The organism is Stenotrophomonas rhizophila (assembly GCF_000661955.1).
In the GTDB taxonomy this organism is placed as follows: domain Bacteria; phylum Pseudomonadota; class Gammaproteobacteria; order Xanthomonadales; family Xanthomonadaceae; genus Stenotrophomonas; species Stenotrophomonas rhizophila.
In genome coordinates this window covers 3,970,890-3,995,654 of sequence record NZ_CP007597.1, presented here as the reverse complement: position 1 = coordinate 3,995,654, position 24,765 = coordinate 3,970,890, and the positions used below count along the sequence as shown (strand labels likewise).

The window sequence follows — 24,765 nt, the reverse complement described above, 5'->3', positions numbered from 1 at the left end:
TGCCGTTGTCGCCAGGATCAGCCGCAGCGCACCTTGAACACCGGCCCGGCCCCGATCAGTACCAGGGCCATGTAGTCGCTGTTCTTGTCCTTGCCCTTGAGCGTGGCGCCCGGGTTGAAGTGGAAGATACCGAACCCGCCAGTGGGCCGGACCAACGCCTTGTCGATCTGGTCGGCATCGTCCTTGAAGTAGCGGGTGATGTCCGCGCGCGAGGAAACCTGCAACGCCGTGGACTCGCGCTGCCATTGCTCGTCGCGGTTGAAGCTGACGAAGTACTGGCCCTGCTGCTGCTCGATGCGGAACTCGGCGGGTTTGCGCGCGTGGGTGGCGTAGCAGCCCAGCAGGGGATCGGCGGAGAACACGCCCGCGCCGTTGTCGTGGTTGCCGCAGGCGCCAAGCAGCAGTACCGGGGCAAGCAGAAGCAGTGAAGCGGCAGGGCGCATGGCGGTGACCTCCTACGGCGATAGGCGCAGTCTAGGCAACCTCGTCCAACGACGCCGTGTAGAGAGGCCACCGTGTACGCCGCTGCCATGCGCCCGGGTGTACGGTGGAGACATTCCAGACGAGTAGCGCCTGTGCCCCAGGACACCCTTTCGCCCGCACCAGCATCCGTTCCCGCATCACCGCGTGCCACGCGCGCGCCCCTGTTGGGGCTGTGCAGTTTCCTTGGCCTGCCCGTAGGCGGTGCGGCCGGCTGGCTGGCCGGCGTGGCCAATCACGGCGTCATTGCCGGGGCCGGTACCACCGGCGTCGCCATCGGCGTGCTCGCGGCGGCGGCCGTGGGGCTGGTGGCCAGCATGGCCTCGCGGGTGCGCCAGGAACGCTGGCCGTGGCTGGGGATCGTCGGTGCGGTGGTCAGCACGGCACCGTTGGCGCTGTTCCTCGTGTCGATGCTGCTGCACCGCTGAGTGCGGTGACGGCGGGCGGCCGCGCGCTGACGCGGGGCCGCATCACGCCCGCCGCTACGGCTGACACCCGCTCAATGCCGATGCCGCCGCCATGCGTTCCAGACATGCGTGGCTGCCAACAGCAGACTGCCGGCGACGGTCATCGGGGTTTCGCTCTCGTGGCTGGGCCACTCGGCGGCGCCGGCCAGCAACAGCAGCAGGCCCAGCGCGGCGCTGGTGACGGCCGCTGCAGGCAGGCGCTGCTGGCGGTGTGCGCGCCACAGGGCGAAGCCGGTCAGTGGGGCGGCGATGGCCACGAACAGCACGTGCACCCATTCGGCCTGCGCCCACACCCCGAACAACGGCAGGGTGGCGGCCAGGATCGGCAGGGCCAGGCAGTGCAGCAGGCACAGGCTGGACAGGGCGATGGCGCCGGCATCGAGCAGGGTTGAGGAACGCTTCATGGGGGTGGGGCCCGGATCGGTGAATGTTATATAGTAACATTTCATTCCGCTGCGGACCCTGTCCTTCCATGAACGCCACTGCTGCCCCCACCGATGCCCGCCTGCCGGTAACCGTGTTGTCCGGTTTCCTTGGCGCCGGCAAGACCACGCTGCTCAACCAGCTGCTGCGCAACCGCGAGGGACGGCGGGTGGCGGTGATCGTCAACGACATGAGCGAGATCAACATCGACGCGCAGCTGGTGCGCGATGGCGGCGCGGCGCTGCGCCGTACTGAAGAGACCCTGGTGGAATTCAGCAATGGCTGCATCTGCTGCACCCTGCGCGACGACCTGCTGCAGGAGGTCAAACGGTTGGCCGCCGAGGGCTGCTACGACTACCTGCTGATCGAATCGACCGGTATCGCCGAACCGATGCCGGTGGCGGCCACGTTCTCGGTACGCGATGAGGACGGCTTCTGCCTCAACGACATCGCACGGTTGGACACGATGGTGACGGTGGTGGACGGGCAGCAGTTCCTGCACGACTTCGGCTCGACCGACCGGCTTGCCGACCGTGGCCAGCAGGCCGGCGCCGATGACGTGCGCGGGGTGGTCAACCTGCTGGCCGAGCAGATCGAGTTTGCCGATGTGATCGTGGTGAGCAAGTGCGACCTGATCACCGACGACACGCTGCAGTCGACCCAGGCCGTGCTGCGCGCGATGAACCGCGACGCGCGGCTGGTGTTGTCCGAGCACGGCAACGTACCGCTGCACGAGGTGCTGGACACGCATCGCTTCGACTACATCAAGGCGCAGTTGGCACCGGGCTGGATGCAGGCACTGCGTGGCGTGCATACGCCGGAGACCGAGGAGTACGGCATCAGCAGCTTCGTGTACCGGGCGCGCCGGCCATTCCACCCGCAGCGCTTCGCGCAGCTGCTGCAGCAGGGGCTGGGGCCGGTGATCCGCAGCAAGGGCTTCTTCTGGCTGGCCAACCGCATGGACTGGGTGGGCGAGCTGTCCAGCGTGGGCGCGGCTACCCGCACCGAGGCTGCCGGTTTCTGGTACGCCGCGCGCCAGCGGGTGGAGGCCGGGTTGGAAGACACTCCGCCGCTGCTGCCGCCGCCGCAGGTGCCGTACACCGACGTGGGCTGGGTGCGCCAACAGGCCGCCTGCTGGACCGCGCCGATGCCGGGCAGGGACGAGGTGGGCGATGCCGGCGAGTACCAGACCATGCGCCGGATGTGGCACCCGTGGTGGGGCGATCGCCGCCAGGAGCTGGCGGTGATCGGGGTGGAGATGGACGAGCGCGCGGTGCGTGCCGAGTTCGACGCTTGCCTGCTCACCGATACCGAAATGCGCGCCGGACCGATGCTGTGGCAGCTGCTGCCCGACGCGTTCCCGGCGTGGTCGCGGCACTGACGCGTCCGTTTACACCGCCGTCAACGACCAGCCTTCGGCGGCTGCGTCCAGGTAGTGGGTCAGCCCCACGGCGTCGAGCAGCGCCGGGTCGTGCGAGACGAGCATCAGCGTGCCCGGGAACTGGCTGAGCATCTGCTCCAGCGCGGCCAGCGAGGGCAGGTCGAGGTGGTTGCCGGGTTCGTCGAGCAGCAGCAACTGCGGCGGCGCGCGCGCGTACAGCACGGCGGCCAGCGCGGCTTTCAGGCGCTCGCCGCCACTCAGCGTGGACAGCGGGCGCAGGCTGCGTTCGGCGTCCAGCCCGAGCAGCGCGAGCCGGGTGCGCGCATCGGCGTCGCCGCCGTCGGGGTGGGCATCGCGCAGCAGCTCCAGCGCCGTTGCCTGCGCCGGCAGCGACGACAGGGATTGGTCGAGCAGCGCGGTGCGCGCGGCTACCGTGCAGGTACCGGCGACGGCCTCACACTGGCCGGCCAGCAGCCGCAGCAACGTGGATTTGCCACTGCCGTTCGGGCCGCGCACGCCGATGCGTTGGCCGCGCTGCACCTGCAGGGTGTGGTGCTGCCACGGCGGCGACACCCACGGCAGCTGGACGTCGGTGAGCTCGGCCACGCGCTGCGGCCCGGGCTCTGCGTGGTGGGGGGGCAGCAGGGCAATTCCGGTGGCATCGTCCAGCTGCGCAGCGGCGTCGCGCACGCGGGCGTCCACCACCGCGCTGCGCTCCAGCTGCTGGGCCTGCCAGCGCCCGGCACTGTGCTCGCTGCGGTTCTTCATGCCGCCCAGCAGGATCGGCGCCTGGTTGGCCGTGCGCGCGGTGCGCTGCGCGCGCGACTGGCGGTGCTCAAGCCGTTCGCGTTGTTCGCGCGCGGCATCGTGCTGGTGGCGCCGCTCGCGCTTGCGCAGGGCGAGCAGTTCGGTGGCGGCACTGTGCTCGTCGTGCTTCTGCGCGGCGTACAGGTCGTAGTTGCCGCCGTAGCTGCGCAGCCCGCCCGGCGACAGTTCGACGATGCGCTGCATCGCGCCCAGCACGCGGCGGTCGTGGCTGATCACCACCAGGCCGCCGCGCCATTGCGCCAACGCATCCAGCAGCCGCGTGCGGTGGCTGGCATCGAGATGGTTGCTGGGTTCGTCGAGGATCAGGCCGTCGGCCTGCGACAGCAGCGCACCGCCAAGGGCCACCTGCATGGCCTGGCCACCGCTGAGCGACGCGGCCGGCCGCGCGGGATCCAACGGCGGCAATCCCAACTGCTGCCATTGCGCCTGCAGCTGTTCGCGGATGTTCCAGCGCTCGCCCACCACGGTGAAATCGGCGGGGTCGACACTGCCGGCCTCGATGCGCGCCAACGCATCCAGCAGCGGGGCCACGCCGGCCAGGGCGGCGATGCTGCCCGGTGGGGCGCCGCTGTGCTGGGCCAGCAGGTGCACATGGCCGGTGCGCTGCACCTGGCCGGCGCTGGGCGCGTGCTGGCCAGCCAACACGCGGGCCAGCACGCTCTTGCCCACGCCATTGCGCCCGACCAGGCCAGTCGGGGTGGTGTCGATGTGGGTGCTGATATCGGAAAACAGGACCCGCCCATCGGGGAGGGTGCAGGTCACGCGGTCGAGCGTGAGAGAAAATGCGGTCATGCGACCTCCAGGGATGCCGTGGGTTCCCTTCACGCACGGGGCGGGAAGGACACAGGCCGTCAAACAGACGGCGGGGCATCACTGGCGCATGCGGGCATACCTCATTACACAGGCGACTGGCTGTCGCGCGGCCAGTATAGATTTGCACCGGGCCAAGGGAGTGAATGCACGCTGTTCAACAGCTAACCCCGGTGAGCCGCGCGCTGACGAAATCGATGAATACCCGCAGCTTGGGCAGCACGTGGCGGCCCGACGGCCACAGCAGGTGGAAGGTGCCGCAGGCGTGGATCTGCTCGGGCAGCACGCGCACCAGGCGGCCATCGGCCAGCGCAGCACGCACCGAGTGCTCGGGGATGTAGCCGATACCGCGCCCGGCCAGCGCGAAGGCCAGGCGCGCCTCGATGGTGTTGGCCACCATCGATACCGGCAGCTCCAGCGCCGGTTCTCCGGGCGCGCGTGGCAGCGGCCACGGTTCCAGCTTGCCGCTGCTGGGGTAGCGGTAGTGCAGGCAGTCGTGCTGCAGCAGATCGGGCGGGGCCTGGGGCGTGCCGCGCCGTGCCAGGTAGTCCGGCGAGGCCACCAGGTAGCGCGGGAACACGCCCAGTCGTCGCGCGCTGAGCCGTGAGTCGGACGGCTCGCCCACGCGCAGCACCGCATCGAAGCCTTCCTCGACCACATCCACCAGGCGGTCGTCGAAATCCAGCTCCAGGCGGATGCCGGGGTAGGTGGCCATGAACGCCGACAGGATCGGCAGCGAGAGGTCACCCACCAGCGGCAGGCTCAGCCGCAGCACGCCACACGGGGCGGCGGCCTGCTGGGCCAGTTCGGTGCGGGCGGTGTCCAGCTCGTCGAGGATGCGCCGGCACCGCAGCAGGAAGCGCTCGCCCTCGGCGGTGAGGGTCACGCTGCGCGTGCTGCGGTGGAACAGGCGCACGCCCAGCGCCTGCTCCAGGCGCGTGATGGTCTTGCCGGTGGCCGAGGCCGACACGCCGAGCAGGCGTCCGGTGTCGACGAAGCTGCGGGTGTCGGCCACGTGCACGAAGGTCTGCAGGTTGCCGATGTTGTCCAATGCCGACATGGCCGCACCCAAGGGGAAAGGCGCCACTCTAGCGGCCCGGCGCAGCGGTGGCGCGCGGCCGGTGGGATGCAGTGGTGCGTGCCGCGGTGGCATCGGCTGCATCCCTTGCTGGTACGGGGTCTGCGCGGATTGCGGAATGCAGTGTCCGGAATGTGTGGACCGCTGCCTGGGTGTTTGGCGCGCCGCCGAACGCCGAGCATGGCGCTCCCCCTGTTGCTGGAATGCCGCCATGTCCTCCGTGCTTGATGCGCCCCCCTTTGCCCCGCTGCGGCTGGCCGCGGTGGATGCCTTACTGTCACTCGCCAGTGCCAGTGCCTGTTCCAGCAGGACGTGGGCATGAGCGGCGCAGGCATGAGTGGCGAGGCCGGCGCGTGTGCGCTTGCCGCTGAGCCCGTAGCGGCCGAACGGTTGCCGCTGTCCGGGTTGCTGGCGCTGGCCTGCGCCGGCTTCATCACCATCCTCACCGAAGCCTTGCCGGCCGGGCTGCTGTCGCCGATGAGCGCCGATCTGGGCGTGAGCCGCGCGCTGGTGGGCCAGCTGGTAACCATCTATGCGTTCGGGTCGCTGGTGACCGCGTTGCCGATGACCGCCCTTACCCAGCGCCTGCCGCGGCGACCGCTGCTGCTGGCCGCGATCGCCGGTTTCGTGGTGGTCAATACGATTACAGCCCTGACCCACCACTACGCGGTGATGCTGGTGGCGCGCTTCGTCGCCGGTATCAGCGCGGGCTTGCTGTGGTCGTTGGTGGCCGGCTATGCCAGCCGTATGGTGGCGCCCCGGTTGCAGGGGCGCGCCATCGCGGTGGCGATGGTGGGTACGCCGTTGGCGTTGTCGCTGGGCATTCCCGCCGGCACCTTGCTCGGGCAGACCATCGGCTGGCGCTGGGCGTTCGCGCTGATGTCGCTGCTCAGTGTGGGCCTGCTGGTGTGGGCACGGCTGGCCTTGCCGGCGCTGGCGGCACCGGGCGCGGGCGCGCGGCAGACGCTGGGCGCGGTGTGGCGGCTGCCGGGCATGCGCGCGGCGCTGTTGACCATGTTCCTGTTCGTGCTGGCGCACAACGTGCTGTACACCTACATCGAACCGTTCGCGGCCTTGTCGGGCGCGGTGGCCTGGCTGGACCGGCTGCTGCTGGTGTTCGGTGTAGCCGCGCTGGCGGGCATCTGGATCACCGGGTTGTGGGTGGACCGCTGGCTGCGCGTGCTGGTCCTGGCCAGTACGGCCGGGTTCGTGCTGGCGGCGCTGGCCTTCGCGCTGTGGCCCGCATCGCCTTGGGTGCTGGTGCTGGGCACGGTGGTGTGGGGCATGGCGTTCGGCGGCGTACCCACCTTGTTCCAGACCGCCGTGGCGCGCCGCGCCGGGGTGGCCGGCGACATCGCGCAGTCGTTCGTGGTCACCGGCTGGAACCTGGCCATCGCCATCGCCGGGGTGGTGGGTGGGGTGATGCTGGAAACGTGGGGCGAGCGGTGGCTGCCGGCGGTGGTGCTGGCACTGTTGGCCGCCACGCTGGTGGTGGTGATGCGCCGGCCGGGGGCGTGGGGGCCCAGCGCGGATCGGTAATTAGGACGCGTAGTGCCGGGCTCTGCCCGGCATTCCCGCAGAAGAGCAGCCGGGCAGAGCCCGGCTCTACGTCTTCCGGCCAGGCATGACCCATGGTTTAAGGTGGTGCCACGGATCAGGAGGGTTGCGTGCGCCACATCGTATTGCGTTGGATGGGACTGGGACTGCTGGGACTTGCCGCTGCCGTGCAGGCCGCGCCGGACCAGCGCATTGCGCTGACCATCGACGACCTGCCCTGGCAGCGGCTGGATGAGCGCGACGATCCGGAGCTGGCACAACGCCACGCGCAGCTGCTCGCCGCGTTGAAGGCGGCGCAGGTGCCGGTGGTGGGGTTCGTCAACGAGATCAAGTTGGAGCGCGATGGCCAGGTGCAGCCGGCGCGGGTGCAGATGCTGCGCGACTGGCGGGACGCCGGGTTCGAACTGGGCAACCACACCCGTGGCCACGTGGACCTGCATGCGATCGGGCTGGACGCCTACGAACAGGACATCCTGCGTGGCGAACAGACCTTGCGCCCGTTGCTGGCCGAACGCGGGCAGACCCCGCGCTGGTTCCGCCATCCGTACCTGCGTGCCGGGGAGACGCCGCAGCAACGCGCTGCGCTGGCGGCCTTCCTGGACCAGCATGGGTATCGCATCGCGCCGGTCACGGTGGACAACAGTGAGTGGATCTGGGCGTTCGCCTACGACCATGTGCGCGACACCGAGACTGACCCGGTAGTGCGCGAGGCGCGGCTGCGCCAATTGCGGCGTGGCTATGTGCCCTACATGCTCAACAAGCTGGACTACTACGAAGACCAGTCGCGGCAACTGCTGGGCCGGTTGCCGGCGCAGGTGTGGTTGATGCATGCCAATGCGCTCAACGCGGCCAGCATCGACGAACTGATCGCCGCTACCCGTCGCCGGGGCTACACGTTCATCACCTTGGCGCAGGCGCTGCAGGATCCGGCGTATGCGCATGCCGACGGCTACAACGGTGCCGGCGGCATCAGCTGGATCCACCGTTGGGCAATGGCCGAGGGCAAACCGCGCAGCTTCTACGCGGGCGAGCCCAAGGTGCCGCGCTGGGTGCTGGAGTTGGCGGGTATTGCGGACGAGTAGTGCCGGTCCCCGGAACGCGTAGTGCCGGGCTCTGCCGCGCCGCGCGACCGGTGGGCGCCAATGCGTACAACGCGTCGCCACGCGCCTATACCCATCCGCGTTCCCCGGAAAACGTAGTGCCGGGCTCTGCCCGGCAGTTCCGTATTACCCGCATAACAGCAGCCGGGCAGAGCCCGGCTCTACTCCACCGCGCTGTTCGGGTTCTGGAAGTTCTCGCGGGCCTTGCCGTACTGCTGCAGGCGCTGGTGGTGGAAGGCGATGAACTCCTCCGGGGGCAGTGCACGCGAGAACAGCCAGCCTTGCCCGAACTCCACCTGGCGGGCCTGCAGATAGGCCAGCTGGGCGGGGGTTTCGATGCCTTCGGCCACGGTGAACAGGCCCAGGGTCTTGGCCATGTCGATGATGTGCGAGGTGACCGGGCTGGTGGCGCTGTCGGTGCCAATGGCATCGATGAACGACTTGTCGATCTTCAGGGCATCCAGTGGCAGCTGCTGCAGGTACTGCAGGCTGGAATAGCCCACGCCGAAATCGTCGATGGCTACGCAGTGCCCGGTGCGCCGCGCGATGGCGAGCGTGTTGCGCGCGCGCTGGATGTCGATGAAGCCCCGTTCGGTGGCCTCCAGCCAGATCTGCTGCGGGTGGATGCCGGTGCCGGCCAGCTTGGCCGCCAGTACCTTGAGGGCGCGCCCGCTGCTGACATCGCCGGCCGACAGGTTGATGGCGATATGCGCGCTGCGGTCCTGGACCAGCAGCTCGCGCATGTCATCGATGACCCGCTCGATCACCTGGTCGGTCAGCGCGTCGATCAGGCCATGTTCCTCGGCCAGGGGAATGAACAGGTCCGGGCGTACGTGGCTGCCGTCGGGCCGGGTCCAGCGCACCAGCGACTCGGCACCCACGCAGATGCCGGTGTCCAGCTCGATGATGGGCTGGTAGTGCATGTGGAATTCGCGGCGGCGCACGGCCGTGGCCAGTTCGCCACGCAGCGACAACCGCCGCCGCGACAGCCACACCACCGCAGCGATCGCCGCCAGCGCGCCGAGCACGCCCAACGGAATGAACTGCCAGAACTGCTGGCGGAAGCTGGCCAGCAGGTCGGTACGCGGGGCGGTGGCGATGGCCAGCCACTCCTGGTCCTGCGCGGTGGCATACAGGGTGTGGCTGTCCATGCCGCTGTGCGGGTTGCGCAGCAGGCGTTGCAGCAGGGACTGGTCGAGCAGGTCCTGCTGGGCCATCAGGCGGCCGTCGGGGCTGGCCACGGCCAGCCGAACGTTGGGATCGGCGATGACGTCCACGAAGCGGGCCGGGTCCATCAGGATGTCGTAGCGACCAAAATGCAGGGCGATCAGCGGCGACCCATCGCCGGCAATCGGGCGTACCCCCAGGGTGATACCGGCGCCGTCCGCGGTGACGTGGTCCGGCCGGGGCTCGGGCACCTGTCCGTCCATCATGCCCCACGAGGTACACCGCAGGCGGCCGTCCTCGAAGTAGCCCACCTGTTCGGCCGAGTGGGTGCTCAGGGTGAGCGCCCGCATCAGGTGCAGGTGCTCGGCCGAGCAGGGCTCCAGCGGGCTCTGGTTGAGGCGGCGCAGGGCCAGCATGCCGGCTTCGTAAGCCCGGTTGGCGCGCAGCAGGGTGCGTTCGGCGGTGAGCTGCAGGCGGACGCACTCGGCCTCGGTGGCCCGGCTCCAGGTGAAATACACCAGCGCAGTGATCGGCACGAACGCGCCGAGCAGGGCGAACAACACGGTGGCGGCGATGATCCTGGCGCGGTTCAAGCAGACCTCGATGCCGTGGAAGGGAGACGGGGGGCGGCGCTCACGACCTCGATCCCCTGTGGCCCGCCGCGCTATCTCACCACCTGACGGGCGCGATTGGAACCGGGATGTTCCGAGGCGCCTGTCAGGCGGCCGCCCGCCGGACCGTCAGGCGGCACCGGGGAGGGCAAAACCGACATTGGCCCGACGCCAACGCACGCAACAGTGGCGCGGCGGCCAGCGGTCTTCTATGTTCAGAGCCTTCGCCCTGCTGGCCCCGTCCATGACCGATCCCGCCGTGCCGCCGGAACACCTCCGGCGCAGCCTGTCCAACCGCCACCTGCAGCTGATCGCCATTGGTGGCGCCATCGGCACCGGCCTGTTCATGGGCTCGGGCAAGACCATCAGCCTGGCCGGCCCGTCCATCGTGCTGGTCTACCTGATCATCGGCGCGATGCTGTTCTTCGTGATGCGCGCGATGGGCGAGCTGCTGCTGTCCAACCTGGAATACAAGTCGTTCATCGACTTCTCCACCGACCTGCTCGGGCCCTGGGCCGGGTTCTTCTGCGGATGGACCTACTGGTTCTGCTGGATCATCACCGCCATCGCCGATGTGATCGCCATTGCCGCCTATGCGCAGTTCTGGTTTCCCGAGCTGGCGCCCTGGATACCGGCGCTGCTGTGCGTGATCCTGCTGCTCAGCCTGAACCTGGTTACGGTGAAACTGTTCGGTGAAATGGAGTTCTGGTTTGCGCTCATCAAGATCATCGCCATCTGCGCGTTGATCATCACCGGCTTCGGGCTGGTGGCGTGGGGCTTCACCTCGCCGTCGGGCCACCAGGCCTCGTTTGCCAACCTGTACAACGACGGCGGCATGTTCCCGATGGGCATGGCGGGGTTCTTCGCCGGTTTCCAGATTGCGGTGTTCGCCTTCGTCGGCATCGAACTGGTCGGCACCACCGCCGCTGAAACCGCCGATCCCGAACGCAACCTGCCCAAGGCGATCAACTCCATCCCGGTACGCATCATCGTGTTCTACGTGCTGGCGCTGATCGCGATCATGGCCGTCACCCCGTGGCGCGAGGTGGTGCCGGGCAAGAGCCCGTTCGTGGAGCTGTTCGTGCTGGCGGGCATTCCGGCCGCGGCCAGCCTGATCAACTTCGTGGTGCTCACCTCGGCCACCTCGTCGGCCAACAGCGGCATCTTCTCCACCAGCCGCATGATGTACGGGCTGGCCGAAGAGCGGCACGCACCGGGCTTCTTTGCGCGGTTGTCGCGGGCGGCGGTGCCGGCGCGCGGGCTGGTGTTCTCGTGCATCTGCCTGCTGCTGGGCACCATGCTGATCTACCTGATCCCCAACCTGGTCACCGCCTTCACCCTGGTCACCACGCTGGCGGCCGTACTGTTCATGTTCGTGTGGTCGCTGATCCTGTGTTCGTACATCGTGCACCGCCGCCGTCGCCCGCAGCTGCATGCGGCGTCCAAATTCAAGATGCCCGGCGGCGTTTTCATGTGCGGCGTCTGCCTGGCGTTCTTCGTGTTCGTGCTGGTGCTGCTGACCCTGCAGCCGGACACCCTGTACGCGTTGGCGATCAGCCCGCTGTGGTTCCTGTTGCTGGGCCTGGGCTATGCGGCCAAGCGGCTGATCGAACGCTGAGCGCGGCCGGGCCCGCCGCCGCGGCGGGCCCGGTATTCACCTTCGGTTCGCGGGCGTGGCCGGATGATCGCGCCGCACCCTTCCGTGCCCCGATCCGAGCCCATGAATCCGACCCTGCCTGCCGCGTTGGCCCTGTTGTCGATGCTGCTGCCGTGGTCGGCGTCGGCGCGCACGGTGTACCGCTGCGTGCGGGACAACACGGTGAGCCTGGCCACCGCCCCCGAGCCGGGGTCGAAGTGCACGCCGCAGCAGATCGATGACAGCGCCGTGCAGACCCCCAACCTGTGGGGCAACATGGGCATCTTCAGCGGCACCCTGTACGAACGCGAGCAGGACGGCGCGCTGGTGTATTCCACGCGCAACCTGCCCGGGTCACGCGTGTTCCTGAAGTTCACCGTGGCCACCCCGCCCGGCGAGCCGGCGCATGAGGGGCTGGGCAAGGTGGGCACGCCGCAGCTCAACCGCCATGCCAAGCAGTTCAAGGCGGCCGCCAAGGCCACCGGGGTGGACGATGCCTGGCTGCGTGCGATCGCCCATGCCGAAAGCGGCTTCGATGCCGGTGCGATATCGCCCAAGGGTGCGCAGGGCGTGATGCAGCTGATGCCCGATACCGCCACCGAATGGGGCGTGGCCGACCCGCTGTCGGCCGAGCAGTCCATCAACGGGGGCGCGCGCTACATGAAGGCGCTGCTGAAGCGCTACAAGGGCGACCGCACCCTGGCGGCGGCCGCGTACAACGCCGGCATCGGCGCGGTGACCCGCTACAAGGGCGTGCCGCCGTACGCCGAAACCCTGGCGTACGTGGAAAAAGTCAGCGCGTTGTACCAACGCTACCGCGAGGCGATGGGCTTCAAGGTGGAAACGCCGGCGCGCTGACCGCGGCGTGCGGCTTCAACGCCACGCACCGCGCCCGTAGATCGGCAAGGTCTCGCGGCGGCCGACCCGTTCCAGCGCGGCGCGCACATCGGGTCGCTTCAGCAGCGCTTCCCAGCGTGCGTCGTTGTCCACGTCGGCGGGCATCGGGGGCAGCGCGCGGAAGTCCTGCATCACCTCCAGCAGGTCCTGGCGGCGCCGGGGCGACTGGAGTTCGGTGATGACCCAGCGTGCCGCCTCGTCGGTGCGCTGCTCTTCCAGCAGCACGTTTACGTACACGCTGCGGCCCTCGTCCTGGTTGGCCTGCAACCACTGGCGGGCCTGCGCCGAGCGCGCGGTATCGCCCAGCGTGCGGTACGCGCTGAAACGGATCCACTGGCGCAGGTACTCGCCGAACATCGGTTCCTCATCCAACCCCTCCAATGTCTGCAGGGCACGCGCCGGTTTGGCGCTGGACAGATACCAGCTGGCCAGATAAAGGCGCTGCAGCGGATTCACCGTGTCGCCCTCGTCGGTGAGCGTACTGGCCAGCTCCAGCGTTGCCTCTGTCTGGTCGTCCTGGCCCAGCCGGTGCTGGGCCACGGCACGGTGCAGCAGCACCCACGCCGCATAGGCACCACCGGGGAAGCTGCGCGGGGCGCCGGCCTCGGTCAGGCGCGCAGTGAACGGGTCCGTAGCGGTCAGCACCTGCGCGTGCTCGCCCAGCAACAGCAGGGTATCGGTGAGCGCGGCGAGGTCGCTGGCCTCTGGCTGCAACAAGGCCGACACGCGCAGGGCATCGGCATGGCGACGCGCCGATTGCAGCGGGTCGAAACGGGGATCGCGGCGGTCGACCACGGCATCGAAACGCTTGTCGCTGCGCAGCGCGACCACTTCGATCGGCGCATCGATACGCATCACGGTGGCGGCCAGGCGCTGCTGCTGCCCGGCATCGGCCTGCAGCGTGGCCAGCGTCAGCCACAAGGCCGTCGGCTCCAGGCCATCGACCTTCCACTGTCGGTCGAACAGCACCTCCAGCAGCGCGCGGTAGTCATCGGGTTGCTCCTGCAGCGCATCGCCCAGCCGGTACACCAGCGGGGCATCGATGTCGGCCAGGAACCGGTCCGATGCACGCAGCGAGCGGGTGATCAGGGCGGCGCCCTGCACCGGTTGGTCCTGCAGCAGCTTCAGGCGACCCAGCACGTACAGCGCACGCGCGTCGTCGGGTGCCTGCTTCAATGCGGCATCCAGATAGCGCTGCGCTTCCTGCGGCTGGCGCGCATTGAAGGCGGTGCGCCCGGCACTGACCAGGCCTTCCAGGCGCTGCGCTGCATCCAGGCTGGCGAGATCGGGGTCGTTGAATACGCGCTCGAAACCGATCAGCGCACCCACGCTGTCGCCCTGCTCGGAGAGCGCGATGGTGTCGGTGAGGCGTTGCGCCAAGGCATCTTCAGACGGTGCGGCCGCCGCCGTCGCGGCGAGTGCTGGCATGCCGGACATCGCCAGCAGCAGGGACAGGGCGAGGCGATGGTGCGGGCGGTGCATGGCGCATCCTTGCGTGGGGTCTGCACCGATTGAACCCGGAACCACGCAGCCACACAAGCGCATGGGGTGTGCAGACGCGCAGGCAACGTTTAAGGTCTACGCCGGACAAGCGCAGGGATGGCAATGAAACGTTGGCAGGTAATGATCGGCGGGGTGGTGGCGATCACCGCTGCGGCACTGGCATGGACGTTTTTCGACACGCCTGCATCGGCGCCGGTTGAACAGGGCCCGGTACCCACGCCGCTGGCGTGGCAGGCGCAGATCGACACGCTGGCCGGCGATGGCGTGGGCGGCCTGCGCGATGGCGCGGGCGCACAGGCGCGCTTCGCCGACCCGTATGCGCTGGCGGTGGATGCGCACGGTGTGGCCTACATCGCCGATGCCGGCGACAACAATCGTATCCGCCGCGTGTATCCCGATGGGCGCGTGGATACGTTGGCCGGCACCGGTGAGGGGTGGCGCGATGGGCCCGGCGTGCAGGCACAGTTCCATACCCCGTCCGGCATCGCGCTGGATGCCGCGGGCAACGTGTACGTGGCCGATACCGGCAACCACCGCATCCGCCGGATCGGTCCCGATGGCGTGGTGAGCACGCTCGCCGGCGACGGGGTGGCGGGCTTTGCCGATGGGCCGGCCGCGCAGGCGCGGTTCGATGCGCCCATGGGCGTGGCCGTGGATGCCACCGGCCGCGTGTACGTGGCCGATACCTACAACGACCGCATCCGGGTGATCGAGCCGGACGGCACGGTGCGCACGGCAGCAGGCGGCGAGCACCCGGGCAACGTGGACGGCTTCGGGGCCGAATCGCGGCTGGATACGCCGGTGGCACTGGCGCTGGACAGCCACGGCAACCTGCTGATCGCCGACCTGTACAACAACGCCATCCGGCGACTGTCGCCGGACGGCATGCTGCGCACCCAGGTGGCCAACGGCAGCGTGATGAGCGGGCCGTTGTCGGTGGCCGTCACTCATGATGATGTGCTGTACGTGGGCGATATCAACGGCAAGGTGGTGCAGGTGTCCACCCAGGGCCACCAGGTGGCATTGGCGGGCGTTTCACCGCAGCCGCGCTTTGCGCGGCCCAGCGGGTTGGCGCTGGATGCGCAGGGCGGTGTCTATCTGGCCGATGCGGCGGCGTACCGCGTGCACCGGCTGCGTCCGCTGGACATCGGTGCGGTGCCGGCACCGGCGTTGACCGGTCCGGCCGCCGACGCGCCATTGCCGGTGACGGGCGGGCGCTGGCCGCTGGCCCCCCAGGACGGATGGCATGAAGTGGTGGGCACGCTGGGTGAGGTGCGCGGCAACTTCACCGGCGAGAGCCGCCATCACCTGCACGGTGGCTTCGACATCCGCGGCGATGTCGGCCAGCGCGTGCTGGCGATCGCCGACGGCAAGGTCGACAGCGCGTTTGCCAGCTGGTCGGTGGGCGGGCAGGCCGAAGGCCTGGCACTGGGTCGGCTCAAGTACATCCACATGCAGGTGGGGCGCGATCCGCGCGGCCAGGCGTTCGACCCCCGCTGGCAGCAGGTGCTGGGCCTGGACGGAAAGCTGGAACGGGTGCGCGTGCGTCGTGGCACGCGGTTCCATGTGGGTGAACCGCTGGGCAGCATCAACCGCATGGCACACGTGCATCTGAGCGTGGGGGCCAGTGGGTTCGAGCGCAACGCGGTGGCGCTGGGCTTTGTCGGCTACGCCGATGCGTTCGCACCGCGCGTCACCTCGGTGGAAGTGCTGGATGACCAGGATCTACCGATCAAGGCCGTGGGCACGGCGCCGGTGGTGGTGCCACGGCAGGGCCCGGGCGTGCAGATCGTGGTGGAAGCCTGGGACCAGGTGGATCGCAACCTGCCGCGGCGTCGCCTGGGCGCCTACCAGGTGGGGTACCAGATCCTGGATGCGCAGGGCCAGCCGCTGGCCGGTTACGAGCAGCCGCGCTTCAACATCGTGTTCAACCGCATGCCGCCCCAGGACAGTGCCACCGTGGTGGCCTACGCACCGGATAGCGGCATCACCGTGCATGGCAGTGCGGTCACGCGCTTCCGCTACCTGGTGACCAACACGGTGCGCGACGGACTGGTGGAAACCGGGCGCTGGCGGCCCGACGCGCTGCCCGCCGGCGACTACGTGATCCGGGCGAGCGTGCGCGACTACAGCGGCAACGAGGGCGTGGGCGCGCGCGACCTGAAGATCACGCTGCTGTAGCGCGGCTCAGGCGCCGACGCGTTCGCGCTCGGCGTCCATGTCGGCCAGCGGCCGCACTTCGATGCTGCCAAAGCGCGACCACGGAAACTGCCGGGCGATGCGCAGTGCGTCGTCGTGGTCGCGTGCGTTGATCAGGTTGAAGCCGGCCAGCAGTTCGTGGGTTTCGGCGAACGGCCCGTCGATGATGCGCTCCTTGCCCTGGCGGGTGCGCAGGGTACGGGCGCTGTGCACCGGTTCCAGTTTCTGCGCCAGCACCAAGGTGCCGTCGGCCTGCAGTGCATCGGCATGCTGCAGGCAGTCGTGCATGAGGCGGTCGTATTCCTCGCCGGGCAGGGCCTGCAACAGGCCGTCGTCGATGTAGATCAGCAGCAGGAATTGCATGGCCGGCACGCTCCGGGGCAGGGGCGGCCATGATGCCGCAGCTGGCGCTACCGTGCTGTTGCAGCGCGGCACGAGGTGCCTGTTCAGGCGGCACCGGGGGCGGCAGAAAATTATTTTTGCCGGCGTGTCGATTTCCGGTGCCCGGCTGCGTTGTATCCCTTGAAGGGCCCACCAACCGGGCCTGCCCTGAGGGAAACACCGATGAAAGTCATGGTACTGGTCAAGGCGACCCCGGAGACCGAGGCCGGTGAGATGCCGACCGAGCAGGAAATCCGCGCCATGGGCGCCTACAACGAACAGCTGGTGCAGGCCGGCATCATGCTGGCCGGCGAGGGCCTGCACCCCACCTCGCGCGCCCGGCGCGTGGCCTTCGGGGCGCAGGCGCCGTGGGTGATCGACGGCCCCTTCGCCGAGACCCGCGAGCTGGTCTGCGGCTTCTGGCTCTGGCAGGTGCGCTCGCTGGATGAAGCCACCGAGTGGCTCACGCGCGCCCCGTTCGGCCCCGGCAGCGTGGTCGAGCTGCGCCCGATCCTCAGCGCCGAGGATTTCGGCGAGGCCTTCACCCCCGAATTACAGGCGCAGGAACAGCGTCTGCGCGAGCAGATCGGCACCGCCGACTAACCCCCCACGTCCCTGGAGCACACCCATGAAACTGATTCCGTTCCTTGGCTTCAACGGCAAAACCCACGAGGCAATGGCCTTCTACGCGCACGTGCTGGGCGGCAAGGTCACCTCTGAAATGCGGTACCGCGACATGCCGCCCATGGAGAACACCGATGGCTGCGGCGAGATGCCGCCCGAATCCCTGGACCACGTGGCGCACAGCCAGCTGGAGGTGGGCAGCGCGATCCTGATGGCCGCCGATGGCCCGTCCAGTGGCGGGGAGAACAGCACCACCATCAACATCGACGTGGACACGGTGGAAGAGGCCGAGCGCGTGTTCAAGGCGCTGGCTGACGGCGGTGAGGTCAAGATGCCGATCGGCGAAACGTTCTGGGCACACCGCTGGGGCTTCCTGATCGACCGCTACGGCAAGCCGTGGATGGTCAACTGCATGAAACAACCCTGATTCGCACACTTCTAAGGATGGCACCGTGACCGATTCCCCGCAGATGATCTTCGTCAACCTGCCCGTGCGCGACCTGGAAGCGTCCAAGACCTTCTTCGGCTCACTGGGCTACACCTTCAACCCGACCTTCACCGACGACAACGCGGCCTGCATGATCATCAGCGACAGCATCTTCGTGATGCTGCTGGTGGAGTCTTTCTTCGCCGGCTTCACGACTCGGCCGATCAGCGACGCGCGCCAGCAGACCGAGGTGATCACCTGCCTGTCGGCGACCAGCCGCACGGCGGTCGACGCGCTGGTGGACACGGCCCTGAAAGCCGGTGCCAGCGAGCCGATGCCCGCGCGCGACTACGGCTTCATATACCAGCGCGGCTTCCAGGACCTGGACGGCCACCTGTGGGAGATCGCGCACATGGACGGCCAACCGTAGAGCGGGGCTCTGCCCCGCTGGCTGCCGTGGTCGCGCTGGCGGCGGGCTTGTACCCGCCTGCCGCCAGTGCTTTGATCGCCCGCATGGAAAACGCCTTGTCGCACCGCTTGGACACCCTCTGGCGCATGGAGTCGCCGGCCCTGATCGCACGCCTGGCGCGGATGCTGCGCGGCGACGTGGGGCGTGCCGAAGAACTGGCCCAGGACACCTGGCTGGCCGCGCTGGAGCGTTGGCCGACGCAGGGGGTTCCGGACAACCCGGGAGCGTGGCTGATGACCACCGCACGCAATCGCGCCATCGACGTGTTGCGTCAGCACCAGCGCGTGGCCGGCCAGCATGCGCTGTGGGGCAGCGAACTGGAGCCGCAGCCGTTGCCGCTGCCCGACGATAGCGATGCGCTGCAGGACGACATCGGCGATGACCTGTTGCGCCTGATGTTCGTGGCCTGCCACCCGGTGCTTTCGGCCGATGCGCGGGTAGCGCTGACGTTGCGCCTGCTGGGCGGGCTGACGACCGACGAGATCGCGCGGGCGTTCCTGCAGCCCGAACCGACCATCGCCCAGCGCATCGTGCGTGCCAAGCGCACCCTGGCCAGCAAGCAGGTGGCCTTCGAAGTGCCGCGCCAGGCGGCGTTGCCGGAACGGCTGGAGTCGGTGCTGGAGGTGGTCTACCTGGTGTTCAACGAGGGCTACACCGCCAGCGTGGGCGACGACTGGATGCGTCCGGCGCTGTGTGAGGAAGCCCTGCGGCTGGGGCGGGTGTTGGCCAGCCGGTTGCCGGCGTGGCCGCAGGTGCACGGGCTGCTGGCGCTGATGGAACTGCAGGCCTCGCGCGCGGCGGCGCGGGTGGATGCGCACGGCACGCCGATCCTGCTGCCCGAACAGGACCGTGCGCGCTGGGACTGGCTGCAGATCGCGCGTGGGCAGGCCGCGCTGGCCCAGGCGATGGCGCTGGGCGGCAGCGATGATCCCTATGTGCTGCAGGCGGCAATCGCCGATTGCCATGCCCGCGCGCGTCGCGTCCAGGACACCGACTGGGCGGCGATGGCGGCGCTGTACCAACGGCTGGCTGTGCAGCAGCCGTCGCCGGTGATCGAATTGAACCGGGCGGTCGCGGTGTCGCGCGCGCAGGGCGCGGCGGCGGCATGGCCGTTGGTGGAGCAGTTGGCGCAGGACCCGCGCCTGCACGGCTATGCCCCGCTGGCGGCGGTGCAGGGCGACCTGCTGCTGCAGCTCGGGCGCGGCGAGGAAGCGCGCGCCGCCTTCCTGCGCGCCGCCCACCTCACTGCCAACGCCCGCGAGCAGGCGGTGCTGCTGGCACGGGCGCAGGCCGTCCCGATCGCGTAACGCCGGCTGCGGCACACCGTCGGACGGCGCGGCCCCACCGCGGTAGAGCCGGGCTCTGCCCGGCTGCTGTCGCGTCGCGCGGCCCCACCACCGTAGAGCCGGGCTCTGCCCGGCTGCTGTGCATTGCGCGGTGCGGTCGAGGCAGCGGGGCAGAGCCCCGCTCTACGCGGCGGCTGTTGCGGGCTAGGGCAGCGGGGCAGAGCCCCGCTCTACTTCGCCTACACTTGGGGTTTCGTGGTCCTGGCTGTGGAGAGAGCGATGAAACGAGTAGTACTGAGCGTGCTGGCCCTGTCGGTGTCCGGCGCCCTGATGGCGGCAACGCCCAAATTCGACGGGGCGCGGATCTCCGCGGACGTCAAGGAACTGGCCTCCGACGCCTACGAAGGCCGCTCCCCGGCCACCGCCGGTGAAGAGAAAACCGTGGCCTTCCTGAGCAAGCAGTTCGCAGCAGCCGGGCTGCAGCCGGGCGGCGACCTCAAGGACGGCAAGCGCCTGTGGACCCAGGCCGTGCCGCTGCTCAAGGGCGATATCGTCGGTGCGCCGAGCCTGTCGCTGAGCAGCAAGGGCACGCCGCAGGCCTTGAGCCAGGGCAAGGAAATCGCCGTGCGCGCGGCGATGAACGGTGCCAGCAACGTGGACATCAAGAACGCGCCGCTGGTCTTCCTCGGCTACGGCGTCAAGGCCGGCGAGCGCAACTGGGACGACTTCAAGGGCGTGGACCTGAAGGGCAAGATCGCCGTGGTGCTGATCAACGACCCGGACTTTGAAAGCGGCCAGGGCGACTTCGACGGCAAGGGCATGACCTATTACGGTCGCTGGACCTACAAGTACGAAGAAGGCGCGCGCCAGGGCGCCCTCGGCGTGCTGATCGTGCACGAGACGGCACCAGCGTCGTACGGCTGGGCCACCGTGGCCGGCTCCAACACCAACACCATGTTCGACGTGGTCCGTGACAATCCGGCCGACGCACACCCGCTGCTGGAAGGCTGGATCCAGCGCGATCTGGCGGTGGACCTGTTCAAGCGCGCCGGGCTCGATTTCGAGGCGCTCAAGCGCCAGGCACAGACCCGCGATTTCAAGCCGGTGGAACTGAAGGGCGAAACCTTCTCGGCCAAGTACGCGGTCAAGACCGAGGTCATCACTTCGCACAACGTGGCCGCGCGCCTGGAAGGCCGCACGCATCCGGACGAGACCGTGGTGTACAGCGCGCACTGGGACCACATCGGCGTGGGCAAGCCCGACGCCAACGGCGACACCATCTTCAACGGCGCCCTCGACAACGCCAGCGGCACCGCCTCGCTGATCGAACTGGCGCGCGGGTTTGCCAAGGGCAAGCGCCCGGAGCGTTCGGTGCTGTTCCTGGCCGTCACCGCCGAGGAAAAGGGCCTGCTGGGCTCGGAGTACTACGCCAGCCACCCGCTGTATCCGCTGAGCAAGACCGTGGCGGTGATCAACATGGACGGCATGGCGCCGTTCGGGCCGTCGCGTGATTTCGGCATCTACGGGTCGGCCAAGCTGGAACTGCTGGACCAGCTCAAGGACGTGGCCAAGGGCTGGGACATCCGCTACACCCCGGACCCGAAGCCGGAGGCCGGCCTGTTCTTCCGCTCGGATCACTTCCCGTTCGCCAAGCGCGGCGTGCCGGCGGTGTCCTACTCGGCCGGCCAGGATTGGGTGAACGGCGGCGTGGCGGCCGGCAAGGCCGCTTCGGACGACTACACCGCCAAGCGCTACCACCAGCAGGGCGATCAGTGGCAGCCGGACTGGACCTTCGCCGGTGCCTCGCGCGACCTGGAGGTGCTGTACACGCTGGGCAACCAGCTGGCCAATTCCCGCGCCTGGCCGAACTGGAGCGCCGATTCCCAGTTCCGCGCCCCGCGTGAAGCCAGCGCCGCCGAGCGCAAGTGACCCACCGTCCCCACCGGCACAACGCCGGTGGGGACACCCGGGGCGTTACGTTATCCGGGCAGAGCGCGGCTTCATCCCCCCATTCCCCGCCTTCGTCGCATGCCGCTTGTCCTGGCCGGCGGCAGGGCTATGCTCGGCCCATCCCATCGTGAAGACGCCGCCGTGTTCGCCAGCCTCGCACTGATCCTTCGCATCCTGTTGGCCTGGGCCGTCGCCATCATCGTGGCCGGCTTCGTCTGGAGTGGCATCTTCAGCGGCATGGACGATGGCCCCGGTTGGGTCTTCGGGCTGCTGGCCATGTTCCTGGCGGTCACCGCCATCGGCAGCTGCATCACCCACATCCGCCGGGTCTGGTTGATCGCCGGGCGCCTGGACGGCACCACCCTGTCCAGCCGCCAGCGCCGCCAGATCGAACTGCCGATGGATGCCGGCCCGGCCTTCGCGCTGCTGGAAAAGGCCATCGCCGAGCTGCCCCGCGTGGAAGACATCGAAAGCGCCGCCGGCAGCCTGCAGGTGCGCGCCTACGTGCGCCGCGTGGATCCCTACAACGGCCGCCCGCCCTCGCGCTGGAACCTGCCGGCACGGCTGGCGATCCGCCGCAACAGCGTGCTGGCCACGGTCACCCCGGGGCAGGGCACCAGCAGCGTGACCCTGCTGTTCGAACCCGACGCGGGGGTCTGGGCCGACCTGCTGGCCGTGGATGAGGGCAGCAACTTCGAGAATGCCGAAGCGGTTACCCGCGCCATCACCCGGCGGGTGTCCGAGCAGCGCCGCGATGAGCAGGCCGCGGCCGAACAGACCGCCACCGAGAAGGAACTGTCGGTAGCCAAGCTCAACCTGCTGCATGCCCAGGTGGAACCGCATTTCCTGTACAACACGCTGGCCAACGCACAGGTGCTGACCCGTACCGACCCGCCGCGCGCCGACCAGATGCTGGGACATCTCATCCAGTACCTGCGCAGCTCGCTGCCCAGCGTGGAGGAGTCCATGTCCACGCTGGGCGTGGAGCTGGAACGCACCCAGGCCTACCTGGAAATCCTCAAGATCCGCATGGGCGCGCGGCTGGCGCTGCAGGTTGACGTGCCGCCGGCACTGACCGGCCTGCCGCTGCCGTCGATGGCGCTGCAGACGCTGGTGGAAAACGCCATCAAGCATGGCCTGGAGCCCAAGCCGGGTGGCGGCACGGTGTGGATCATCGCGCGCGCCTTCGATGACCATGTCACCCTCACCGTTGCCGACGACGGGCTGGGGTTCGGCCAGGGCACCAGCGGCACCGGCATCGGCTTGAAGAACCTGCGCGAACGCCTGCGTCTGACCTGCGGCGACCGCGCCGGCGTCGCCATCGTGTCCAACTTCCCCAGCGGCGTCGCCGCCACCATCACCCTGCCGCGCGATGCGCGCGAGGCCGTCCATGCAGCTTGATGCCCTGATCGCCGAAGACGAAGACCTGCTGCGGCAGTCGCTGGTGGCGCAGCTGCAACGGCTGTGGCCGGAGCTGCGGCTGGTGGCCGAATGCGAAGACGGTGCGTGCGCGCTGGAACGGCTGGCCGAGTTGAAGCCGGACCTGGCCTTCCTGGACATCCGCATGCCCGGCATCACCGGCATCGACGTGGCACGTGCGCTGCCCGAGATCAGCCCGCGCACCCAGGTGGTGTTCGTGACCGCCTACGACCAGTACGCCATCGACGCCTTCGAACAGGGCGCGATGGACTACCTGCTCAAGCCGGTCAGCGATGAGCGCCTGCTGGCCACGCGCGAGCGCATCCTGGCGCGCATGCAGCAGGGCCGGCCGGACAACGCCATGCTGGAGCAGCTGCTGCAGCGTCTGGGGCAGGGCGGCAGCGCGCCCAGCAGCGCGCCGCCGCTGGCCTGGATCACCGCCAGCAACGGCCGCGACACCCAGCTGATCATGCTCGAAGACGTGCTGTATTTCCGTGCCGACAGCAAGTACACCACGGTGGTCACCGAGCAGGGCGAAAGCCTGCTGCGCACGCCGCTGCGCGAGCTGCTGGACGTGCTGGACCCGCAGCGTTTCCGCCAGGTGCATCGTTCCACCATCGTGAACATGAAAGCGGTGGCGGCGGTGAGCCGCGACGATACCGGGCGCGGCCAGCTGCGTCTGAAACACCGGGCCGAAGTACTCAATGTCAGTCAACCGTTCATGAGCTTGTTCCGGGGCATGTAGCCAGAGCAGGCCCTCATTTTTCCTGGAGTGATCATGCGTACTTTCCTGCCCCTGTGCGTCGCCGTACTGCTGCTGGCCGGGTGCCAGCAGTCCAGCAACACCTCGGTGACCCGCATCCGTGCCAACGGCGTGGATGCGCTGTACAGCAAGAGCACCCTGGTGGACGGCGTGGCGCACTTCGAGTGCATCGCCAGCAGCAGTGGAACCTGCCACTACCTGCTGCTTGATCCCACCTGCAGCAAGGACGCGGCGTGCACCAAACCGCCGCTGCACCGGCTGGCCGTGGCGGTCGGCAAGACCGAACAGATGGCCGGGTTGCCCACCGGCTTCAACCAGTGCGTCAGCGAGCAGCCCAAAGAACAATGCCACCGTGAGTGATCACGGTGGCATTGTGGCTCCCCCCACTTTCCGGGTTGGTCAGAATGCGGGTTGCAGGTGCAGGTTGCTGCGGTTGTCCTGCTCGCCCACATGGTTGAGCTGGCCCACCAGCTCGGTGTGCTGCTGCATCCGACCGATCTCGCGCATGATGCGGATGTCTTCGTGGCGAAGCTCGCGGCGCGCGGTGACGGCCTGCTTGTAGTCCAGCACGTCGGGATAGTGCTGGGCCATGTCCAGCGCTTCGGCCACGCATTCCACGCTGTCGGCGTCGGAGGTGATGCGGGCGCGGCTGTTGAAGGCCTTCATCCAGCGCTCGAAACCGGCCGTGTGGTCGAACATGTTGGCCATGAACCAGATCACGAACAGGATGGAAATCCACGAGCCGAACACGATCACCACGCGGGTGAAGGTGATATGGAAATCGTCTTTCCACAGATAGTTGGAGATCAGGCCCAGGATCAGCAGCGAAGCGGCCTGCCAGCCGACGATCGAGGCCATCAGCCACTGGCCCTTGGCCTTGGCCAGCACCGCCACTTCCTCGCGGATCTGCTGCTCGCTCTTGTTACGCCAATGCGCGACCTGTTTTTCGAACGGGCTGTTGTACAGCTCGTTGTCCTGCAACAGCAAACCCAAACCCTTGAACAAAGCGATCATGACGTGCTCCTTCTGGAACGTGCGGCAGCGCATTGGACGAACGTGAGGCGGATTCAGTTCTAGCACTTCCAGCGGGTCGTGCAATGGGGGAAATGCGAAGCCACCGGGCTGATATTTCTGAATGCGGGTGGCCTGATGCGGTGCATCATCGCCATCGCAGCGTGCGACAAGATGTCGCAGGTAAAATCATGCTGCACCTGCACATCGAACGCCGGTTAAGCGCAGGGGCTCCCCGGGGGCGCCGGGATCGGCCAGAATCGGCCCCGACCGCGCAGACTGCCGTCGCCTCCGCCCG

Annotated in this window: 23 protein-coding genes; 15 read left to right on the top strand and 8 right to left on the bottom strand. The window is 68.6% G+C overall.

Annotated features, from left to right (window positions below; genetic code table 11):
- Positions 1-17: 17 nt before the first annotated feature.
- On the bottom strand, positions 18-443 hold the full coding sequence (locus DX03_RS17510; protein ID WP_038690777.1) for a hypothetical protein: 426 nt from the start codon (positions 441-443) through the stop codon (positions 18-20).
- 204 nt (positions 444-647) lie between these two features.
- Here DX03_RS17510 and DX03_RS17505 point away from each other — a divergent pair, with 204 nt between their 5' ends.
- On the top strand, positions 648-908 hold the full coding sequence (locus DX03_RS17505; RefSeq protein ID WP_244880141.1) for a hypothetical protein: 261 nt from the start codon (positions 648-650) through the stop codon (positions 906-908).
- Between the two features lie 71 nt (positions 909-979).
- On the opposite strand, the gene DX03_RS17500 is transcribed toward DX03_RS17505, so the two are convergent.
- The gene (locus DX03_RS17500) at positions 980-1,351 is read right to left on the bottom strand and encodes a MerC domain-containing protein (protein WP_038690775.1); all 372 of its coding nucleotides are present in this window, start codon (positions 1,349-1,351) and stop codon (positions 980-982) included.
- A gap of 68 nt (positions 1,352-1,419) precedes the next feature.
- Here DX03_RS17500 and DX03_RS17495 point away from each other — a divergent pair, with 68 nt between their 5' ends.
- Positions 1,420-2,751 (top strand): GTP-binding protein, encoded by a 1,332-nt coding sequence (locus DX03_RS17495; RefSeq protein WP_038690773.1) that lies wholly within the window; start codon positions 1,420-1,422, stop codon positions 2,749-2,751.
- 9 nt (positions 2,752-2,760) lie between these two features.
- Here the strand turns inward: DX03_RS17495 and DX03_RS17490 are convergent, their stop codons facing one another.
- Both DX03_RS17490 and DX03_RS17485 read right to left on the bottom strand, forming a co-directional pair.
- Positions 2,761-4,371 (bottom strand): ABC-F family ATP-binding cassette domain-containing protein, encoded by a 1,611-nt coding sequence (locus DX03_RS17490; RefSeq protein ID WP_038690771.1) that lies wholly within the window; start codon positions 4,369-4,371, stop codon positions 2,761-2,763.
- A 175-nt stretch (positions 4,372-4,546) separates the two neighbouring features.
- Complete coding sequence (locus tag DX03_RS17485) at positions 4,547-5,449, bottom strand: LysR family transcriptional regulator (protein WP_038690770.1); 903 nt, start codon at positions 5,447-5,449, stop codon at positions 4,547-4,549.
- Between the two features lie 336 nt (positions 5,450-5,785).
- On the opposite strand from DX03_RS17485, the gene DX03_RS17480 reads away from it, so the two are divergent.
- Positions 5,786-7,006, top strand: coding sequence for an MFS transporter (locus tag DX03_RS17480; RefSeq protein WP_425598284.1), 1,221 nt, complete (start codon positions 5,786-5,788; stop codon positions 7,004-7,006).
- A 143-nt stretch (positions 7,007-7,149) separates the two neighbouring features.
- Positions 7,150-8,106 (top strand): polysaccharide deacetylase family protein, encoded by a 957-nt coding sequence (locus DX03_RS17475; protein WP_038692559.1) that lies wholly within the window; start codon positions 7,150-7,152, stop codon positions 8,104-8,106.
- A 179-nt stretch (positions 8,107-8,285) separates the two neighbouring features.
- Here the strand turns inward: DX03_RS17475 and DX03_RS17470 are convergent, their stop codons facing one another.
- Complete coding sequence (locus DX03_RS17470) at positions 8,286-9,884, bottom strand: EAL domain-containing protein (RefSeq protein WP_038690766.1); 1,599 nt, start codon at positions 9,882-9,884, stop codon at positions 8,286-8,288.
- A 262-nt stretch (positions 9,885-10,146) separates the two neighbouring features.
- Between DX03_RS17470 and cycA the strand changes: the two genes are divergently transcribed.
- Both cycA and DX03_RS17460 read left to right on the top strand, forming a co-directional pair.
- On the top strand, positions 10,147-11,520 hold the full coding sequence (cycA, locus tag DX03_RS17465) for a D-serine/D-alanine/glycine transporter (RefSeq protein ID WP_038690764.1): 1,374 nt from the start codon (positions 10,147-10,149) through the stop codon (positions 11,518-11,520).
- A gap of 102 nt (positions 11,521-11,622) precedes the next feature.
- Positions 11,623-12,396 carry a lytic transglycosylase domain-containing protein gene (locus DX03_RS17460; protein WP_038690762.1) on the top strand — a complete coding sequence of 258 codons (774 nt, stop codon included), beginning with the start codon at positions 11,623-11,625 and terminating at the stop codon, positions 12,394-12,396.
- A 15-nt stretch (positions 12,397-12,411) separates the two neighbouring features.
- Here DX03_RS17460 and DX03_RS17455 read toward each other — a convergent pair whose 3' ends face one another.
- Positions 12,412-13,917, bottom strand: a complete 1,506-nt coding sequence (locus DX03_RS17455) for a tetratricopeptide repeat protein (RefSeq protein ID WP_038690760.1) — start codon at positions 13,915-13,917, stop codon at positions 12,412-12,414.
- A gap of 123 nt (positions 13,918-14,040) precedes the next feature.
- On the opposite strand from DX03_RS17455, the gene DX03_RS17450 reads away from it, so the two are divergent.
- On the top strand, positions 14,041-16,119 hold the full coding sequence (locus DX03_RS17450) for an NHL repeat-containing protein (protein ID WP_038690758.1): 2,079 nt from the start codon (positions 14,041-14,043) through the stop codon (positions 16,117-16,119).
- Positions 16,120-16,125: 6 nt separating this feature from the next.
- On the opposite strand, the gene DX03_RS17445 is transcribed toward DX03_RS17450, so the two are convergent.
- On the bottom strand, positions 16,126-16,500 hold the full coding sequence (locus DX03_RS17445; protein WP_038690756.1) for a YciI family protein: 375 nt from the start codon (positions 16,498-16,500) through the stop codon (positions 16,126-16,128).
- Positions 16,501-16,701: 201 nt separating this feature from the next.
- Between DX03_RS17445 and DX03_RS17440 the strand changes: the two genes are divergently transcribed.
- From DX03_RS17440 to DX03_RS17405, 8 genes are all read left to right on the top strand, one after another.
- Positions 16,702-17,121, top strand: coding sequence for a YciI family protein (locus DX03_RS17440; RefSeq protein WP_038690754.1), 420 nt, complete (start codon positions 16,702-16,704; stop codon positions 17,119-17,121).
- A gap of 25 nt (positions 17,122-17,146) precedes the next feature.
- The gene (locus tag DX03_RS17435; protein WP_038690752.1) at positions 17,147-17,569 is read left to right on the top strand and encodes a VOC family protein; all 423 of its coding nucleotides are present in this window, start codon (positions 17,147-17,149) and stop codon (positions 17,567-17,569) included.
- A 43-nt stretch (positions 17,570-17,612) separates the two neighbouring features.
- Positions 17,613-17,999 (top strand): VOC family protein, encoded by a 387-nt coding sequence (locus DX03_RS17430; RefSeq protein WP_038690750.1) that lies wholly within the window; start codon positions 17,613-17,615, stop codon positions 17,997-17,999.
- A gap of 83 nt (positions 18,000-18,082) precedes the next feature.
- On the top strand, positions 18,083-19,345 hold the full coding sequence (locus DX03_RS17425; protein WP_038692557.1) for an RNA polymerase sigma factor: 1,263 nt from the start codon (positions 18,083-18,085) through the stop codon (positions 19,343-19,345).
- Between the two features lie 258 nt (positions 19,346-19,603).
- The gene (locus DX03_RS17420; RefSeq protein ID WP_038690748.1) at positions 19,604-21,253 is read left to right on the top strand and encodes a M28 family metallopeptidase; all 1,650 of its coding nucleotides are present in this window, start codon (positions 19,604-19,606) and stop codon (positions 21,251-21,253) included.
- A gap of 162 nt (positions 21,254-21,415) precedes the next feature.
- Positions 21,416-22,675, top strand: coding sequence for a sensor histidine kinase (locus tag DX03_RS17415; protein ID WP_038692555.1), 1,260 nt, complete (start codon positions 21,416-21,418; stop codon positions 22,673-22,675).
- The gene (locus DX03_RS17410; protein WP_038690746.1) at positions 22,665-23,438 is read left to right on the top strand and encodes a LytR/AlgR family response regulator transcription factor; all 774 of its coding nucleotides are present in this window, start codon (positions 22,665-22,667) and stop codon (positions 23,436-23,438) included. The genes DX03_RS17415 and DX03_RS17410 overlap by 11 nt, the downstream gene beginning before the upstream one ends.
- A 33-nt stretch (positions 23,439-23,471) precedes the next feature.
- Positions 23,472-23,816, top strand: coding sequence for a putative periplasmic lipoprotein (locus tag DX03_RS17405; RefSeq protein ID WP_038692553.1), 345 nt, complete (start codon positions 23,472-23,474; stop codon positions 23,814-23,816).
- Between the two features lie 39 nt (positions 23,817-23,855).
- On the opposite strand, the gene DX03_RS17400 is transcribed toward DX03_RS17405, so the two are convergent.
- On the bottom strand, positions 23,856-24,470 hold the full coding sequence (locus DX03_RS17400) for a hypothetical protein (RefSeq protein WP_038692551.1): 615 nt from the start codon (positions 24,468-24,470) through the stop codon (positions 23,856-23,858).
- Positions 24,471-24,765: the final 295 nt, after the last annotated feature.

Coding starts and splice junctions, on each gene's coding strand:
- DX03_RS17510 (WP_038690777.1), bottom strand. CDS start 443: ATGCGCCCTGCCGCTTCACTGCTTCTGCTTGCCCCGGTACTGCTGCTT.
- DX03_RS17500 (WP_038690775.1), bottom strand. CDS start 1,351: ATGAAGCGTTCCTCAACCCTGCTCGATGCCGGCGCCATCGCCCTGTCC.
- DX03_RS17495 (WP_038690773.1), top strand. CDS start 1,420: ATGAACGCCACTGCTGCCCCCACCGATGCCCGCCTGCCGGTAACCGTG.
- DX03_RS17490 (WP_038690771.1), bottom strand. CDS start 4,371: ATGACCGCATTTTCTCTCACGCTCGACCGCGTGACCTGCACCCTCCCC.
- DX03_RS17485 (WP_038690770.1), bottom strand. CDS start 5,449: ATGTCGGCATTGGACAACATCGGCAACCTGCAGACCTTCGTGCACGTG.
- DX03_RS17480 (WP_425598284.1), top strand. CDS start 5,786: ATGAGCGGCGCAGGCATGAGTGGCGAGGCCGGCGCGTGTGCGCTTGCC.
- cycA (WP_038690764.1), top strand. CDS start 10,147: ATGACCGATCCCGCCGTGCCGCCGGAACACCTCCGGCGCAGCCTGTCC.
- DX03_RS17460 (WP_038690762.1), top strand. CDS start 11,623: ATGAATCCGACCCTGCCTGCCGCGTTGGCCCTGTTGTCGATGCTGCTG.
- DX03_RS17455 (WP_038690760.1), bottom strand. CDS start 13,917: ATGCACCGCCCGCACCATCGCCTCGCCCTGTCCCTGCTGCTGGCGATG.
- DX03_RS17450 (WP_038690758.1), top strand. CDS start 14,041: ATGAAACGTTGGCAGGTAATGATCGGCGGGGTGGTGGCGATCACCGCT.
- DX03_RS17445 (WP_038690756.1), bottom strand. CDS start 16,500: ATGCAATTCCTGCTGCTGATCTACATCGACGACGGCCTGTTGCAGGCC.
- DX03_RS17440 (WP_038690754.1), top strand. CDS start 16,702: ATGAAAGTCATGGTACTGGTCAAGGCGACCCCGGAGACCGAGGCCGGT.
- DX03_RS17435 (WP_038690752.1), top strand. CDS start 17,147: ATGAAACTGATTCCGTTCCTTGGCTTCAACGGCAAAACCCACGAGGCA.
- DX03_RS17430 (WP_038690750.1), top strand. CDS start 17,613: ATGATCTTCGTCAACCTGCCCGTGCGCGACCTGGAAGCGTCCAAGACC.
- DX03_RS17425 (WP_038692557.1), top strand. CDS start 18,083: ATGGAAAACGCCTTGTCGCACCGCTTGGACACCCTCTGGCGCATGGAG.
- DX03_RS17420 (WP_038690748.1), top strand. CDS start 19,604: ATGAAACGAGTAGTACTGAGCGTGCTGGCCCTGTCGGTGTCCGGCGCC.
- DX03_RS17410 (WP_038690746.1), top strand. CDS start 22,665: ATGCAGCTTGATGCCCTGATCGCCGAAGACGAAGACCTGCTGCGGCAG.
- DX03_RS17405 (WP_038692553.1), top strand. CDS start 23,472: ATGCGTACTTTCCTGCCCCTGTGCGTCGCCGTACTGCTGCTGGCCGGG.
- DX03_RS17400 (WP_038692551.1), bottom strand. CDS start 24,470: ATGATCGCTTTGTTCAAGGGTTTGGGTTTGCTGTTGCAGGACAACGAG.